This is a genomic window from Ruminococcus flavefaciens, assembly GCF_900119075.1.
Classification (GTDB): Bacteria; Bacillota; Clostridia; order Oscillospirales; family Ruminococcaceae; genus Ruminococcus; species Ruminococcus flavefaciens_Q.
Genome location: NZ_FPIP01000001.1, coordinates 333,421 through 349,941 on the forward strand (window position 1 = coordinate 333,421; position 16,521 = coordinate 349,941).

The 16,521-nt window shown below is 46.5% G+C and carries 13 protein-coding genes and 1 other annotated feature; all 13 genes read left to right on the forward strand.

Annotated elements, in window-relative coordinates:
- Positions 1–8: 8 nt before the first annotated feature.
- The 13 genes from recN (at position 9) to BT105_RS01520 (ending at position 16,519) form a co-directional block, all read left to right on the forward strand.
- Positions 9–1,670: a DNA repair protein RecN gene (recN, locus tag BT105_RS01460; RefSeq protein ID WP_072299065.1), complete on the forward strand. Its 1,662-nt coding sequence runs from the start codon at positions 9–11 to the stop codon at positions 1,668–1,670.
- Between the two features lie 70 nt (positions 1,671–1,740).
- A complete protein-coding gene (locus BT105_RS01465; protein WP_242940063.1) occupies positions 1,741–2,223 on the forward strand; it encodes a histidine phosphatase family protein in 483 nt (160 codons plus the stop codon).
- Between the two features lie 12 nt (positions 2,224–2,235).
- Complete coding sequence (locus BT105_RS01470) at positions 2,236–4,206, forward strand: beta-galactosidase (protein ID WP_072299067.1); 1,971 nt, start codon at positions 2,236–2,238, stop codon at positions 4,204–4,206.
- A 6-nt stretch (positions 4,207–4,212) separates the two neighbouring features.
- Positions 4,213–4,647, forward strand: a complete 435-nt coding sequence (gene dtd, locus BT105_RS01475) for a D-aminoacyl-tRNA deacylase (RefSeq protein ID WP_072299068.1) — start codon at positions 4,213–4,215, stop codon at positions 4,645–4,647.
- An 80-nt stretch (positions 4,648–4,727) separates the two neighbouring features.
- Positions 4,728–6,338: a peptidoglycan D,D-transpeptidase FtsI family protein gene (locus BT105_RS01480; protein ID WP_072299069.1), complete on the forward strand. Its 1,611-nt coding sequence runs from the start codon at positions 4,728–4,730 to the stop codon at positions 6,336–6,338.
- Between the two features lie 68 nt (positions 6,339–6,406).
- Positions 6,407–6,605: a binding site (T-box leader), on the forward strand.
- Positions 6,606–6,664: 59 nt separating this feature from the next.
- Positions 6,665–9,295: an alanine--tRNA ligase gene (gene alaS / locus BT105_RS01485; protein WP_072299070.1), complete on the forward strand. Its 2,631-nt coding sequence runs from the start codon at positions 6,665–6,667 to the stop codon at positions 9,293–9,295.
- Between the two features lie 51 nt (positions 9,296–9,346).
- Positions 9,347–9,700, forward strand: coding sequence for a histidine triad nucleotide-binding protein (locus BT105_RS01490; RefSeq protein WP_028514903.1), 354 nt, complete (start codon positions 9,347–9,349; stop codon positions 9,698–9,700).
- 10 nt (positions 9,701–9,710) lie between these two features.
- Entirely contained in the window at positions 9,711–10,250 is a 540-nt protein-coding gene (locus tag BT105_RS01495; RefSeq protein ID WP_072299071.1) for a phosphoribosyltransferase family protein, read from the forward strand.
- 172 nt (positions 10,251–10,422) lie between these two features.
- Positions 10,423–12,309, forward strand: a complete 1,887-nt coding sequence (locus tag BT105_RS01500) for a ComEC/Rec2 family competence protein (RefSeq protein ID WP_177243904.1) — start codon at positions 10,423–10,425, stop codon at positions 12,307–12,309.
- Entirely contained in the window at positions 12,309–13,391 is a 1,083-nt protein-coding gene (holA, locus tag BT105_RS01505; RefSeq protein ID WP_072299073.1) for a DNA polymerase III subunit delta, read from the forward strand. Before BT105_RS01500 ends, holA begins: the two co-directional genes overlap by 1 nt.
- Before the next feature lie 11 nt (positions 13,392–13,402).
- Entirely contained in the window at positions 13,403–14,002 is a 600-nt protein-coding gene (locus BT105_RS01510) for a ribonuclease M5 (protein ID WP_072299074.1), read from the forward strand.
- On the forward strand, positions 13,992–15,371 hold the full coding sequence (locus BT105_RS01515) for an MBOAT family O-acyltransferase (protein ID WP_072299075.1): 1,380 nt from the start codon (positions 13,992–13,994) through the stop codon (positions 15,369–15,371). Before BT105_RS01510 ends, BT105_RS01515 begins: the two co-directional genes overlap by 11 nt.
- An 11-nt stretch (positions 15,372–15,382) precedes the next feature.
- Positions 15,383–16,519, forward strand: coding sequence for a DHHW family protein (locus BT105_RS01520; RefSeq protein ID WP_072299076.1), 1,137 nt, complete (start codon positions 15,383–15,385; stop codon positions 16,517–16,519).
- Positions 16,520–16,521: the final 2 nt, after the last annotated feature.

The following is a 16,521-nucleotide window of genomic DNA, read 5'->3' on the forward strand; positions in this document are numbered from 1 at the left end:
CTCTCAGAATGTTAAAAGAGATATACATACAGAATCTTGCTGTCATAAAAGAAGCGGTGATACCGCTGGGCAGCAGGCTGAACATTTTTACAGGTGAAACAGGAGCAGGTAAGTCCATACTTATCAACGGTATAAATGCTGTTCTCGGACAGCGCTGTACCAAGGACATAGTTCGCACTGGCTGCGATAAGGCAGTTATAACTGCGCTTTTTACAGAGCTTTCCGATGAAGTGTGCACAAAGCTTGACGAGCTTGGCATTGCCCATGATGACCGAGAGATAACGGTCACAAGGGAGATAAGCGCCGACGGAGGCAGTGTTTCACGCATCAATAACAGAACGGCAGCAGCGGCTCTTCTTAAAGAGATAGGCTCAATGCTTATCAATATCCACGGTCAGCACGACAACCAGATACTTCTCGACAGTGAGAAGCATTTGCAGATACTTGACGGCTTCGGCGGCGATGATACCTTGCTGAATGCGTACAGGGAGACCTTCCGCGAGCTTCAGCATACTGCAAGACGTCTCGGTGAGCTGAAAAAGCTGGAGCAGTCCCGTGTTGAGCGCAGCCGTTTTCTTGAGGATATAATCAGCGATATCGGCGAGCTGGAGCTTCACGAGAATGAGGACGAGGAGCTTGAAAAGGAGTATGAGACTGCAAAGAACTCCGAAAAGACCATAATTGCCATTAAAAACGCAGTGAACGCCATAACAGGCGAAGAAGCTGCCAATGATATGCTTGTTTCGGCTGAAACTGAGATAGCCCAGTATACAGAAAACAGTGAAAAGCTAAATACACTGTATGAGCGCCTTTCTGCGGCTGAGATAGAGCTTGCAGATATTGCCTCAGAGCTTGAATCACTTGCCGAAAGAGTTGAACTGGACGGTCAGCGTCTGGAATATCTCGGCACAAGACTTGGAAGTATAAACAAGCTGAAACGCAAGTATGCCACCGACTGCGAGGGACTCATAAAAATGTACGATGATGCCTGCCGCGAGTCCATGCAGCTTGAAAGCTCGGGGGACGAGATAAAGTCACTTACAGAGAAACGCGATGAGCTTCTCCATAAAGTTACGGAGCAGGCAAAGAAGCTTTATGACTACCGCGAGAGCGTTGCAAAGCGTTTTACCGAGCGCGTCACAGCAGAGCTTGAATTTCTTAACATGGAGGGCGTAATAATCGCAGTACGCCACGAAAAGGGCAAGCTCACAGTAAACGGTATGGACAGTGTTGAGTTCCTAATCTCTGCCAACAAGGGCGAGGAGCCTAAGCCCATATCAAAGATAGCTTCAGGCGGCGAGCTTTCACGTATAATGCTTGCGCTGAAAAGCGTTATCGCCGACAAGGATTCTATCCCGACTATGATATTCGACGAGATAGACACAGGCGTAAGCGGCAAGGCTGCTCAGAAGATAGGTATAAAGCTCCGTGAGATAGGCAAGGTGAGACAGGTCATCTGCGTTACCCATCTTTCACAGATAGCTGTCATGGCTGACGACCACCTTCTCATTGAAAAGCAGATAGTTGGAGAGCGTACCGAGACTCATGTAATGCACCTTGATATGAATGGCAGAGTTGCCGAGATAGCTCGTATCATGGGCGGTGACAGTCCAAGCGAGCTCATGCTGGACAATGCCCGTGCAGAGATAGAAAAGGCTTCTGAAATATAACGGAGGAATCGTATTGAAAATATTCTCAACGAGGCATGGACAGACCTCATATAACAAACAGGAGATCATCATGGGGACAACGGATATTGACCTTGATGAAACAGGTGAAAAGCAGGCTCTTATACTGGCTGAGAAGATAGCCGATATGAACTGCATTGATATTATCATTGCTTCTCCCATGAAGCGGGCACAGCGTACAGCCCGTGCGGTTGCTGAGCGCTGCGGACTGGAGATAGTCACTGACGAGCGCCTTCGCGAGTGGGACTACGGCTATTATGAGGGCAAAAGCAGATTTACCGAGGGCTTTGCAGAGAATAAGACCGAGTTCGGCGTGCGTATGGGCAAAAGCGGCGAGTCTCTCATGCAGCTTGCTCACAGAGTTTACTCCGCACTTGATGACATCATAAAGAATTACAGCGGCAAAAATGTGCTTGTAGTAAGCCACGGCGGAGTTTGCCGCGTTATTGAGACATATTTCAACGACATGACTACAGAGCAGTTTGCAAACTGGTTCATGGATAACTGCGGACTTATAGAGTATTCCATAGACTGACAGGAGGATATTATGAAAATAGGCGTTGACTATTATCCCGAGCAGTGGGACAGGGCATTATGGAAGGCTGACTCAGACCTTATGGCGAAGATAGGCGTAAAGCTTGTCCGTATCGGAGAGTTTGCGTGGTCAAAGCTTGAACCGCGTGACGGTCAGTTCGACTTTCAGTGGCTTGATGAAGCCATAAGTACTTTTTCGCGCCATGCCATAGGAATAGTTCTCTGCACACCTACAAGCTGTCCGCCGTTATGGATGTACGAGACTTATCCCGATATCGTACAGGTAGGCGCTGACGGCAGAAGAATACAGACGGGTATCAGAGGACACAGATGTCTCAATGCGCCTATGTTCCTGTATTACGCAAAGCGTATCACAGAGCAGCTTGCAAGGCGGTATGCCAATAATCCTGCAATTGCCGCATGGCAGATAGACAACGAGATAGAGGCTTATCCCTGCACCTGCGAGACCTGCCGCGGACTGTTCCGTGACTGGCTCATAGACAAGTATGATACTCTTGAAAACATCAATGCCGCTTTCGGAAACAGCGTATGGAGCGGAGAATACAGCGATATCGCACAGATAAAGCCGCCCACATCATATCCGAGAGCATGGCAGAATCCTGCCCTTTGCCTTGATTTCGCGCGTTTTTCATCAGATACAGCCGTAAAGTTCGTAAGCGATATGGCTCAGATAATAAAGCGTGAGAATCCAAGAGCAAAGGTCACAACTAATACCTTTTTCTGCGAGAATACTCCCGATTTTTACAAGCTTTTCAGTATGCTTGATTTTACATCATACGACAATTATCCGCCTGTTCGCATATCAGGCGATGACAATAATCCCAATTCCCATGCTTTTGAGCTTGATTTTATGCGCGGACTTAAACAGCGTAATTTCTGGGTAATGGAGCAGCTCAGCGGTGCTACAGGCAGCTGGGCTCCTATGGGACCAACTCCCAAGCCGGGACAGATAAAGGGCTATGCTATGCAGGCAATGGCTCATGGAGCTGATACTGTCATGCATTTCCGCTGGAGAACTGCCAATAAGGGCGCGGAGATGTTCTGGCACGGACTTCTTGACCACAGCAACGTGCCTTCACGGCGCTTTAAAGAATTTGCCGAACTGTGCAGAGAAGCTTCAAAGCTCAGCGTTATCGAGACTACAGAGCTTGTTTCCGACGTTGCCATACTCTATTCACCTGAAAACGACTGGGCGTTCAGGATACAGCCCCAGACCGAGGGCTTCAATTATCTTGAACAGCTGAGATATTTCCACGCAGCCTTTACACGCTACGGCACAAATGTGGATATCATATCTCCAACAGCCGACCTTTCCAAGTACAAGGCAGTAGTTGCACCTGCAATGTATGTTTACGACAAGGCTTCTGCCGAGAATATCTACCGTTATGTAATAAAGGGCGGTACGCTTATAATGACAAACCGCAGCGGCGTCAAGGACCAGTGCAACAACTGCATTATGGAGCCGCTCCCCACAGTATACCGCGAGATGATAGGCGCGGAAGTCAAGGAGTACGATCCTATCGGCAATACCGAGCAGACCATTGCGGACTTCGCAGGAAATAAGTTCACCTGCCGCCAGTGGTGCGATATACTTGAGGTCACTACAGCCCGTGCCTACGCTGAGTACAAGGACAGCTTCTATGCAGGCAGTGCAGCGGTAACTATGAACCGCTATTGCAGCGGCGTCACATACTACGTGGGTACAATCTGCAATATGGACTTCTACGAAAGCTTTGCAGGCAATATCATGAAACAGACAGGTATACCTCGCCTTAAAGACCTGCCAAGAGGCGTTGAGGTAACTACAAGGACAAACGGACTTGACGATTATATCTTTTTCTTCAATAATTCGGAGGAAGAAGCTGATATAACACTTCCAAAGGCAATGTACAGCATTATCGACGGCGGCGAAAGAGAAACTCTTACCTTGAAGCCGTTCGGTATGGATATTGTCAGAAAGTAGGCATAAATGAGGATAGTTTTACAGCGAGTAACCTCTGCAAGTGTAAAGGTAGACGGAAATATCATCGGCGAAATAGGTACAGGATTCCTGCTGCTTTTCGGCGTTGGACATGAAGATACCGAGGATGACTGCCGCAGACTTGCGGACAAGATATCGGGACTTCGTATCTTCTCTGACGAGAATGACAAGATAAACCTTGACCTTGACAGCGTGGGCGGACAGCTTCTTGTGGTTCCGCAGTTTACGCTGTATGCGGACTGCCGCAAGGGCAACAGACCGAATTTCATACAGGCGGCAAAGCCTGAAAAAGCGAATGCACTGTATGAATATTTCGTGGAGTATCTCCGCAGCAAGGGCAAGCACGTTGAAACAGGGGAGTTCGGCGCTGATATGAAAGTTGAACTCCTTAATGACGGACCGTTTACGGTAATACTTGAATAATTTAAAAGCCGCAGATACTTATCTGCGGCTTTTTGCATATTATTTCGTGTACTGACAATACTCACCTTTGAGGTGATATTATGGTCAGAAAACGCGGAGAACACGGAGTTCTGATACTTACGGCGATATTTTTTCTATCATTTACTCTGCTTGTGGGCAATTATTACAGGCTTGCCTTTTATTCACAGGATATCCCTGCGGCGGATTTCAGCAGCAAGATGACTTTAGAGGTAGGAGAGTGTCAGGGGACGATTTACGACAGGAATATGAAGCCCCTTACAAATGCTGAAACCAAGCATATGGCAGCTGCTGTTCCCTCGGCTCTCAACCGTGAGGATACGGCGCGTTATGCCGAGGATAAGGAGCAGTTCTACCGTGATTTTGAAAAGGGGGAGCCATTTGTTTTTACCTGTACCGATAATGCTCTTGAAAGCGAGGGACTGACAGTATTTGAAGTCCCTGTCCGTTACTCCGAAAAACAGACTGCTCGCCATGTAATTGGCTATTTATCGGATAATAAAGGCGTTGACGGAATAGAGTACGCCTATGATTCCATACTGCGGAACAGATTCTCCGAGAACAGCGTTACCTATACTGTGGACGGCTTTGGAAACATAATGATAGGCGACGGAAAAGAGGTATTCCGTACAAAGGCGTACAAAAGCGGAGTTGTGCTCACTCTTGACAGGGATATACAGGAGATATGCGAGAAAAGCGGCAGAAATATCGAAAAGGGAGCTATCGTCTGCGCAGATATTAAAACGGGTGATATTCTTGCAATGGCGAGCTTTCCAAGTTATGAGCCCGATAATATAGCTGAAGCCTTAAGCGACGAGAGATGTCCGCTAATTGACCGTGCCTTGTATTCCTACAGCGTTGGCTCGGTATTCAAGCTTGTAACGGCTTCTTCCGCGCTGGAGCAGGGGCTCGGCGGATATATGTACGATTGCGGCGGAAGTATCGACGTAGACGGAAAGCTGTTCAACTGCCATAAGCTTGACGGTCACGGCTTGCAGAATATGTCAGAGGCTATGACAAACTCCTGCAACACATATTTCATCAGTCTGAGCCGATGTCTTGATATGAAAAAATACAGGCAAATGGCGACATATCTTGGCTTCGGCAAGGAAAACTACCTCTGCGCAGGCATAACAGGCTCAGGTGGAGTACTGCCCACAGAAAAGGAGCTCAGCGTTCCTGCTGAGCTGGCAAATTTTGCATTCGGACAGGGCAAGCTTACGGCAACTCCGTTACAGATAACTCAGCTTACCTGCGCAATTGCAAATAACGGAGAAATGCCTGTACTGAGACTTATAAGAGGACTTACTGCCGACGGGACGGAGATAGGCGACGAAAAAAATCCTCAGCTTTCAAAGGTAATGAGTGAGGAAACTGCTAAAGAGCTTCGGCAGATGATGATACTTGCAGTGCGCGATAACGAGCGTTCAAAGGCAAAAAGCCGAAAGATAAGCGCAGGAGCAAAGACCTCCACGGCTCAGACGGGAAAATACGACGAAAAGGGCGAGGAGCTCTGCCATGCGTGGATAACGGGCTTTTTTCCTGCAAGACAGCCTAAGTATGCGGTAACAGTTCTCATTGAGGACGGCGGCTACGGAAATGACGCCGCAGCACCTGTTTTTCGCGAAATTGCGGAGAAAATAAAGGAGCTTAACAGTAAAAAAGCCACTTAATTGGGCTTTTTTTCAGAAAAATTTATAAACCCATTGACTTTTTAAGGAAACAGCGCTATAATATTAAATGTATAGCGTTGACGGGATTGACTGTCTGTATGCGGAGCTCAGAGAAAAGGCGTTTGGTGCGAGCCTTTATCCGCAGGGCAGGTGCTCCCCCCGAGCTACCCTTGGAAACAAGGGCGTAATTCTGCGTTAAAGATGTATGAGGAGAAAACAGCGGTTTTCTCAAATTTGGGTGGTACCACGAGAGCCTTCGTCCCATTTGGCGGCGGGGCTTTTTTTGTATTGCTAAGTTTTATATTTTTATTAAAGGAGATATATTTATGCAGTGGACAGGTCTTAACGATCTACGTGAAAAGTATCTTTCGTTCTTCGAGAGCAAGAACCATACGAGAATGGCAAGCGCCTCTCTCGTTCCTCAGGGAGACAAGAGCCTTCTCCTTATCAATTCAGGTATGGCTCCTCTTAAAAAGTTCTTCCTGGGACAGGCTACTCCTCCAAACAAGAGAGTGACGACCTGTCAGAAGTGTATCAGAACTCCTGATATCGAAAGTGTTGGTAAGACAGCACGTCACGGTACATACTTCGAGATGCTGGGTAACTTCTCATTTGGTGATTACTTCAAGACTGAGGCTATCGAGTGGGCTTGGGAGTTCCTTACAAAGACTCTTGCTATCCCTGCCGAGAAGCTCTGGATAACTATTTTCGAGAGCGATGACGAAGCAGAGCAGATATGGGAGAACCACATCGGTATCCCTCATGACAGAATTATCCGTCTCGGCAAGAAGGACAACTTCTGGGAGCACGGCTCAGGTCCATGCGGTCCATGTTCAGAGATACACTTTGACCGCGGCGAGGCTTACGGTCCTTTCGAGAGCTTCGAGCAGGCAAGCGACTGCGACAGAGTCATCGAGATATGGAACCTCGTATTCAGCCAATTCGACAGCGACGGCGAAGGTCACTACGCTGAAATGAAGAACAAGAACATCGACACAGGTATGGGACTTGAGAGACTTGCTTGTGTTATGCAGGGCGTTGACAATATCTTCGAGGTAGATACTGTTCAGAACATAATGAAGCATATCTCAAAGATAGCTGGCATCGAGTACAAGAAGGACGCCAAGAAGGACGTTTCTCTCCGTGTTATTACAGACCACATCAGAAGCACTACTTTCATGGTAGGCGACGGTATCCTTCCTTCAAACGAAGGACGCGGATATGTTCTCCGCCGTCTGCTGAGAAGAGCTGCCCGTCACGGCAGACTCTTAGGCGTTACAAGACCATTCCTCACAGAGGTATGCGATACAGTTATCAATGAGAACGCAAATGCTTACCCAGAGCTTGGTGAAAAGCGCGACTACATCAAGAAGATAATCGGCGTTGAGGAAGAAGCCTTCGCTAAGACAATCGACAAGGGTACAGAGCTCCTCAATCAGTTCACAGACAAGCTTGCTGCTGAGGGCGGCAAAGTCCTCTCAGGCGACGACGCATTCAAGCTTTCCGATACATATGGTTTCCCGATTGATCTTACAGAGGAGATTTGTGAGGAAAAGGGCTATACAGTAGACCGCGACCGCTTCACAGAGCTGGCAAAGGAGCAGAGAGCAAGAGCCAAGGCTGACCACGCTGCAAAGGCAGGCTCATCATGGGCTGACAACAGCATAAAGGTAGACGCTCCTGCAACTGTATTCACAGGTTATACTTCATTTGAGGCTGACGGCGCAGAAGTCCTTGCTATTTACAAGAACGGCAATGAGATAGAGACTGCTGTTGAGGGCGACGATGTTGTTATCGTTCTCGATGTTACACCTTTCTACGCTGAGAGCGGCGGACAGGTAGGCGATACAGGTATGCTGCTCAACGGAGCTAATATCGCTTCTGTTGACGATACTATCAAGTCTGAGGGACATTTCCTCCACGTTGCTACAGTTGAGCAGGGAAGTATCTCCAAGGGTGACAAGGTCCTTGCCCAGATTGAAAAGGACAGAAGAATGTCTATCATGCGCAATCATACCACAGCACATCTTCTCCAGAATGCTCTGAGACAGGTTCTCGGCGACCACGTTCATCAGGCTGGTCAGCTTGTAAACGAAAAGGCTTGCCGTTTTGACTTCAACCACTTCAGTGCTATGACCGACGAGGAGATAGCAAGGGTTGAGGATATCGTAAACGGCTATATTTTCAGCAATATGCCTGTTACAATGCAGGAAATGCCTATCGAAGAGGCTCGAAAGCTCGGTGCTATGGCTCTCTTCGGTGAGAAGTACGGCAATACAGTAAGAGTTGTTACCGCAGGTCCTTCTATTGAGTTCTGCGGAGGTACACATCTTTCAAATACAGCACAGATAGGACTTTTCAAGATAGTTTCCGAGAGCTCTGTTGCAGCAGGCGTAAGACGTATCGAGGCTGTTACAGGCGCAGGCGTTCTTGAGCTTATGAACGGCTTCAAGGATACTATCCTCCGCTCTGCAAAGGCTCTCAAGCTTGCAAATGTAAGCGAGCTTCCAGAAAAGTGCGCAGCTATTGCAGCTGAGTCAAAGGAGAAGGACAAGAAGATAGAGAGCCTTACACAGCAGATCGCAAACTCCAAGACAGCTGCCCTCTTTGACAATGCTAAGGAAGTCGGCGGTATCAAGATAGTTTCCGCACGTATGGACGGCTCTGCTCCAGACGCACTCAGAAAGCTGGGTGACAGTGTAAAGGACAAGGAAGAGGCGATCATTGCTCTCTTTGCAGGCACAATTGGTGAAAAGGGTACATTCTACTGCGTATGTACAAAGGACGCTGTTGCCAAGGGCGCTAACGCTGGCAAGATAGTCCGCGAGATAGCTGCCGTAACAGGCGGTAAGGGCGGCGGAAAGCCCGACGGTGCTATGGCAGGTGCAGGCGACATTGCCAAGATAGACGAGGCAATGGCTAAGTTTGCAGACGTAGTTGCCGATACAATTAAGTAATATAACGGGCGGCTATGCCGCCCACGTAATAAATGATAAAGGAGAATCAATATGGACTGTTTATTCTGTAAGATCATCGACGGCGAGATACCAAGCACAAAGGTATACGAGGACGAATTCGTATTCGCATTCAAGGACATCGCTCCTATCGCACCCGTTCACTATCTCATCATTCCAAAGGTACATATCTCCTGCGCAAACGAGATAACTGAGGAAAACTCAAATGCTGTAGCAAAGGTATTCGAGGCTGCTGCAAAAATTGCAAAGGCTGAGGGTATCGAGAGCTACCGTATCATAAATAACTGTGGCGATGATGCCGGTCAGACTGTTAAGCACCTGCACTTCCATATGCTTGCAGGCGTAAAAATGGGCTGGGGACCTGAGTCTCTGGGCAAGACAGAATAAGGAGGCAGCTATGGCTAATACATATAAAATGACTATTGCCGGGCTTGAAAGGGAGCTTCCTATCTGTCCGCTCAATGATAAGATAGATATTGCGGCTTTCGTTATGTTCTCAGATGTTGAGCTTACCGTAAAGGCTGCTGAACAGCTTCTTGGAAAGTCTCCGTATTTCGATATTATCCTCACTGCCGAGTCAAAGGGCATACCGCTTGCTTACGAAATGGCAAGACAGAGCAGCAAGCGCTATGTTGTTGCAAGAAAGTCTGTAAAGCTCTATATGACCGAGCCTATTTCAGTAAGCGTCAAGTCCATAACAACTGCTGCTGAGCAGACGCTTTACCTCTCACAGGAAAAAGCAGCAATGCTCAAGGGCAAAAAGGTGCTTATCGTTGACGACGTTATCAGCACAGGCGAGTCACTTCGCGCTCTTGAGGAGCTTGTACACGCGGCAGGCGGTATAATATCGGGCAGATCTGCGGTGCTTGCAGAGGGCGACGCTGCGGACAGAAAAGATATCTGCTTCTTAGAGAAGCTGCCTCTTTTCTTTAAATAAGGAATAGATTATGAAGCGAAAAATGATTGGAGCTGCGGCAGCGTATATGGCGGGATTGTTTTTCGCTTCATTTTTTACAGATCCTGCTATACTGATAATATTTTTACTGATTATTGCCGCAGCTTGTATAGTTGGGATACGATTTGGCTTTAAGCGGAAAGATATTGCACTTATGGCATTATTCTTTGCAGCTTCTGGGGGAGTTTTCTCCGTATATACGGCTGTAAGATACAAGCCTGTTGTTGCTATGAACGGCAGTTCGGGCAGTTTTGTCGGCAAGGTCACTGACGTTCAGTATTACAGCGGAGAGAATGCTTCATATACGCTCAACGGCAGGATAAACGGCAGTATAAAAGCTAAAGTCACATATTATTCGGCTTCGCTGGGAGCTGAAAAGGGCGATATCCTTGATATCGGCAGCTGTACTTTTCAGATACCCAAGTCGGACTATCTTTTCGACGGTGAGAAATATTACAAGTCTGACGGGATATTTCTGACCTTGCAAAATGCCAAGGACATCAGCGTTGAACACAGAAATGCAAGAAAGCTCGGAAAAGCCATTGAACGTTACAGAGAGGACATGATATCAGCGTTTCGGCTGAACCTTGGAAAGGACAGCGGAGACCTGCTTGCAGGAATGGTATTCGGCGAAAAGCGCGGCATGGACGACAACGTTAAAGCGTCAGTCTATCGCTGCGGTATCGGTCACATGCTTGCAGTCTCGGGACTTCATGTTTCGGTCGCTGTGTTTGTGCTTATGTGGCTGCTGAAACGGCTGCGAGTCAATAAATATGCTTCATTTGCGTTAATGGAGTGCCTTATCTTGTTTGTTGCTGCCATGGCGAATTATCCCGTGTCAGCCATAAGAGCAGCCATAATGATGAACTTTTTCTACGCCGCAAGACTTTTCCGACGGCAGAATGATACATTCAATTCACTGGCAGCAGCTGTTTTTCTGATATGTATTTTTCAGCCATATGCTGTCTATGACGAGGGCTTTATACTGTCTGTTGCAGGCACATTCGGTATCGGCGTATTTGCACAGTACATGACTAAGGATATGCCTGATGAACATCTTTATCAGAGATTTATCAGGAACTGCGCTGTAATGCTTTGTACTTCTCTGTGCGTATTTCCGTTTTCGCTGCTGTTCTTTGACGAGACATCTCTTATTTCGCCGATAACAAACATTTTCATAATTCCGCTTTGCTCAATATCTATGATAATCGGTCTTATCTATGCTCTCACAGGAGGAATCGTTGATCTTCTGTTCATTTCAAAGTATATCAACGAATTTGTGCTGAGGATATCCGATATTGCCGCAAGAATAAGATTTACTCATTTTTCCTGCGACAGTAAAGAGCTTGTACTGGGGCTTCTGCTATTTATAGTTGTTACTGCAATAACAGCGGTTCTTTTCGGCAAGAGAAAGTATATATGCTGCACTATTGCGGCAGCTGTTGTATTCATGTTTGTTGGCGCAGGCATTATTCGTATACAGAGGGACAGTCGTACGACTATCGCAGTCCTTGGAAATGGCAGTAATGCGGCTGTAGTTGTATGCGGCGGCGGAAGCACCGATATCATCGACCTCAGCGGACATTACAAGTCTGCTCGATATGTGAGGAAGTACCTTGCACGAAACGGGATAAGCTCTGTGCAGAACACTGTTCTTACCAATAAAGTCCAGTCCTCCTATGCGAGCTATCTGTATGAGCTGGAATTCGTTGATACAGGAAAATGGCTTGCTTCTGGCGGTGATGTAAGTTCAGAAGACTTCGGCATCACTTATTTTGGTGATAACAGCGTCGTTATTGATGAGGGCAGCTTTTCTGCTGAGTACAGCGGCGGTACAGTGACTGTAAGAAGCGGCGATAAAAAGGCAGTCATTACTTCTGCTAAAGGCGGCGAGATATCGAATGACAGTATTACTGTTATGTACGGAAATGTTCCTGAAAATGCCGATAGAAGCAATGATTCTGTGATATATCTTGCAGACGGAAATAATTTTGAGATAGTGCTGTCAGATTCTGGCGGCTGTAATATAAGGAGGCTGTAATGCCACAGACTGATCCTAAAACTGTAAAGGCGGAGCTTAAAAAAGGCGATCTGAAAAATCTGTATTATATCTTCGGAAAGAACATTCCCGAAGTTGAAAAGCTCACTAAGCAGATAATCAAGGCTGCCGTGGGTGACAATGAGGATTTTGCTCTTAATAAGCTTGACGGGCGTTATCTTGATACTTCGGAGCTTTATGACATGATACAGATGATGCCCATGATGTCTGAATACAACTGTATCCTCATAAACGACTATAACTGCGAGAAGCCACGTGAAAATATGGCAGGACTCCGAGCCGAGGACCTAAATAAAAAGCTTGTAGAAGTACTTAAGGATATACCTGAGCAGACTGTTGTTATATTCAATGTCACAGGCTTTGAGATATCGGTAAAAACCGATTACAAAACAGGAAAAAGTATCATTAAGGACAAAAACAAGAAGCTTTCCGACCTTGCTGCAAAGGTTGGAGAGCTTGTTGAGTGTCCCATAAAGTCAGAGAATGAGCTTGCAAAGGAGATAGCAGCAAGTGTTTCTGCCCGAGGAGCTCTTATCTCCCTTGACAGAGCCCGTGAGCTTGCGGAAATGTGTCAGTCGGACACTCTTACTATCAAAAATGAGATAGACAAGCTCTGCTCCTATGTTGGCAGCGGCGAGATAACCTCTGAGGTACTGCAAAATCTCGTTCACAGACAGAGCAACGTTACCTTTTTCAAGCTTGCCGACGCTGTTGCGGCTTTCAACAAAAGGTCTGCATTCGAGGCTCTTGACGAGCTCATGCAGGATAAGGAAAACAGGGTAGCTGTCCTTGCCAATATTACGGGTTCGTTTATAGATATGTACCGCGCCGCCTGCGCGAGACAGCGCGGAAAGCAGGTCATGGACGTTAAAGAGGATTTCGCTTATGTCTGGGAGTTCAAGGTGAAAAATGCGTTCCGCGACAGCTCACGTATGAGTATACGCAGGCTCAGGGAGTGCATAAAGATACTTCGTGACACTAATATAACGCTGAATTCAGGCGGCGGAGACGAAAAGACCATACTTGAGCAGACCGTTACAAAAATGCTGATGACTAAGAATTAACGGGTGAGATAATGATAAAAATAGATGAAGCTATAATCGTTGAAGGTAAATATGACAAGATAAAGCTTTCCTCCATTGTTGACGCTGTTATCATAATCACTAACGGCTTCGGCATATTCAAGGATACCGAGAAGCTTGAACTTATCCGTTACTACGCTAAAAAAACGGGAATAATCATTCTTACGGACTCCGATGCGGCAGGCAGGCGCATACGCGGCTATATAAAGGGCGCTGTAGGCGGCGGAAAGATAACCAATGTCTATATCCCCGATGTTTTCGGCAAGGAAAAACGCAAAGTAAAGCCCTCAGCCGAGGGAAAGCTCGGCGTTGAGGGCATCGACGTACAGACTCTTCTTGCAGCTTTTGAAAAGTCCGGTATCACGGCTTCAAAAAGCGGAAAACGTTCTGATATAACTAAGCTTACATTATATGAGCTCGGACTCAGCGGCGGTGAGAACAGCCGCGAACTCCGCGAGAAATTACAGCTTCATCTGGGACTGCCGAGACAGCTTTCAGCAGGTGCGCTCATTGAAGTTCTTTGCACCATGATGGACAGCGCAGAGCTTGCGCAGGTAATGAGTGAATTGAAGGGAGAAAATAATGGTATATAGCAGCTTGCTGTTCATATACGGGTTTCTGCCCGTTTCTGTACTGCTTTTTTATATAACGCCGAAGAAGCTTCGTGAGCTGACGCTGCTTTTTCTGAGCATAGTCTTTTGCGGTATGATAAGCCTGTACTTCCTGATATTCATACTTGCATTTACTGCGCTGAATTATGGCTTTTCACATCTTATCAGCCGCCTGAGAAAAAATGAAAAGGCAGCGGCGGTACCGCTTACGGTCGGTATTATAATCGACCTTGCAGCTCTGATAGTGTTCCGCACTGAATATTTTGATTGGCTGTACAGGCTGATCAAAGCTCCCGAGGGCTTTTTTCCTGTTGGAATATCATTTTTCAGCCTTGCGGCAGTAGGCACTCTCATTGACATTTACAAAGGCAGGATAAAAGCTGAAAAGAACATAGTTCGCTTTTCGCTGTATTTTATGTTCTTTCCAAGGCTTATCATGGGACCTCTTCTGCGGTACGGAGTTTTCAGGAGAATACTTGACAACCGCAGGGAAACACCTGCAAATATCGGCATAGGAATGACTCTTTTTGTGAAAGGTCTTGCGAAAAAGGTCATTGTTGCCGATGATCTGTATATGCTCTATACAGCTGTTCAGAGCCAGAATGTAAAGGAGCTTTCGGCTGTTACCGCATGGCTTGGAATAACAGGCTTTGTGCTGTGTCTTTATTTTAATCTTTCAGGCTTTGCTGATATGGGCACAGGTATAGCCTACTGCTTCGGCTATCGTATGCCTCAGAGCTTCAACTATCCTCTTGTCAGCACAAAGATAAAGTATTTTGCGGCAAGGTGGCAGTCTCAGGTGATACAGTGGCTGAGAAGATACGTCACCAAGCCGTTATACGGCGTTTGCGGACAAAGGTGGATAAAGGAGCTTATCTTCATATTCGGCTGGACTCTGTTTGGTATTTGGTACACATTCAGCGTAAACGGCGCTTTATGGGGCTTGCTCATAGGAACAGCCGTTATTATTGAGCGCCGTATTGCCAAGAGAAAGATAATGAATATCACGGGTATTATTTATACCGCCTTTGTTATAATTATCTGCTCTGTTTTCCTTGCAGGCAGCAATCCCTCATATTCGGGAAGATATCTGCTTGCAATGCTTAGCGGAAACGGAGTAATAGCTGATTCACAGGCATTTTATCTGCTTAAGTCATATATAGTCATGCTGCTTGCGGCTATATATGCCGCCTCGGACCTTTTCCGAAATCTTATGACTCGTTCGGGCAAAAAGAAGGTAAAGGCTGTTATCAATGCTGTTTCGACGCTGGTGGTGCTTGCTGCACTTATTATCTGCACGGCACTTCTGTCCTACAGCGGCAGCTCTGAAATGCTTATCATGAAACTGTAAGGGGGGAGAATATGCCTAAGATAGCGAATAAGATAACAGCTGCTGTTACTCTTGCGTTCATTACTTTTTTCGGCGCGGCTACAGTTTTCGGGAATAAGTCGGAGGTCTCTTATACCGAAAACAGGAGACTGGCAAAGCTTCCGAAGATAACGGCTGAAAAGCTTTATAACGGTGACACTTCAAAAGAACTCGGTACGTATATGACAGATCATTTTGCGGGACGAAGCCAGTGGCTTTCAGCGAAAACTGCTATGCAGACAGAGCTTTCCGAGAGCATAGTCAACGGCGTTTATGTGGGAAACGAAAGGCTTCTTGACGTTGACGCCTCACACAGAGTTCCTATATCCGTAAATGCTGATATTTTCAGCAGGTATGCGGAGAATTACGACGGAACTGTGTATTTTGCAGCTATACCCACTTCTTCAGGAATATATGGTGATACTCTCCCTGTATATATCGATAATCGCTCCGACAGCCAGCAGATATCTGCATTTTATGATTTTCTTGACACTGATATAAGGAAGATAGACGCTTATAATATTCTGAAAATGCTCAAGGATAACTATATTTATTATCGCAATGATACTAAATGGACGAGCTACGGGGCATACTGTGTATATAAAACGGTAGTTAAGAAGCTTGGTTTTCAGCCTATATCCTATGATAAATACGCAGTAGAGCACGTTACCGATGAGTTCAGAGGGAATCTTTATAACAGGACTATCTCAAAAAAGCCCGAGGCGGATATCATCGACATATATGAATATCCCGAGGGCGCGGAGGTGCTGACCTGTGTTTGTACTCGTGACGACGGGAGTAAATTCGAGGGAAGACTCTATGACAGAAGCAGACTTGCTTCAAACGATATGTACTCGATGTATCTTGGCGAGTCAGTCCCTTTTATGAGGATATATACCTCTGCAAACACGGATAAGAAGCTTCTTGTCATCAAGGACAGCTATGCAGACTGCTTCATACCGTTCCTTGTTCAGCATTACAGCGAGATAGCTGTTGTTTCTCCGAAAGATATGAAAGGCAGCATTTCGGATCATCTCAACATCAACGATTATGGACAGACATTGTTTTTATTCGGCATTGAAAATTTAGGCGACAGAAAAACTCTTGAAAAGATCATCGAAAGGAAATGAAA

Coding starts and splice junctions, on each gene's coding strand:
- BT105_RS01500 (WP_177243904.1), top strand. CDS start 10,423: ATGGCATTATTCTTTGCAGCTTCTGGGGGAGTTTTCTCCGTATATACG.
- BT105_RS01480 (WP_072299069.1), top strand. CDS start 4,728: ATGGTCAGAAAACGCGGAGAACACGGAGTTCTGATACTTACGGCGATA.
- BT105_RS01515 (WP_072299075.1), top strand. CDS start 13,992: ATGGTATATAGCAGCTTGCTGTTCATATACGGGTTTCTGCCCGTTTCT.
- dtd (WP_072299068.1), top strand. CDS start 4,213: ATGAGGATAGTTTTACAGCGAGTAACCTCTGCAAGTGTAAAGGTAGAC.
- BT105_RS01520 (WP_072299076.1), top strand. CDS start 15,383: ATGCCTAAGATAGCGAATAAGATAACAGCTGCTGTTACTCTTGCGTTC.
- recN (WP_072299065.1), top strand. CDS start 9: ATGTTAAAAGAGATATACATACAGAATCTTGCTGTCATAAAAGAAGCG.
- holA (WP_072299073.1), top strand. CDS start 12,309: ATGCCACAGACTGATCCTAAAACTGTAAAGGCGGAGCTTAAAAAAGGC.
- BT105_RS01465 (WP_242940063.1), top strand. CDS start 1,741: ATGGGGACAACGGATATTGACCTTGATGAAACAGGTGAAAAGCAGGCT.
- BT105_RS01495 (WP_072299071.1), top strand. CDS start 9,711: ATGGCTAATACATATAAAATGACTATTGCCGGGCTTGAAAGGGAGCTT.
- BT105_RS01470 (WP_072299067.1), top strand. CDS start 2,236: ATGAAAATAGGCGTTGACTATTATCCCGAGCAGTGGGACAGGGCATTA.
- BT105_RS01510 (WP_072299074.1), top strand. CDS start 13,403: ATGATAAAAATAGATGAAGCTATAATCGTTGAAGGTAAATATGACAAG.
- alaS (WP_072299070.1), top strand. CDS start 6,665: ATGCAGTGGACAGGTCTTAACGATCTACGTGAAAAGTATCTTTCGTTC.
- BT105_RS01490 (WP_028514903.1), top strand. CDS start 9,347: ATGGACTGTTTATTCTGTAAGATCATCGACGGCGAGATACCAAGCACA.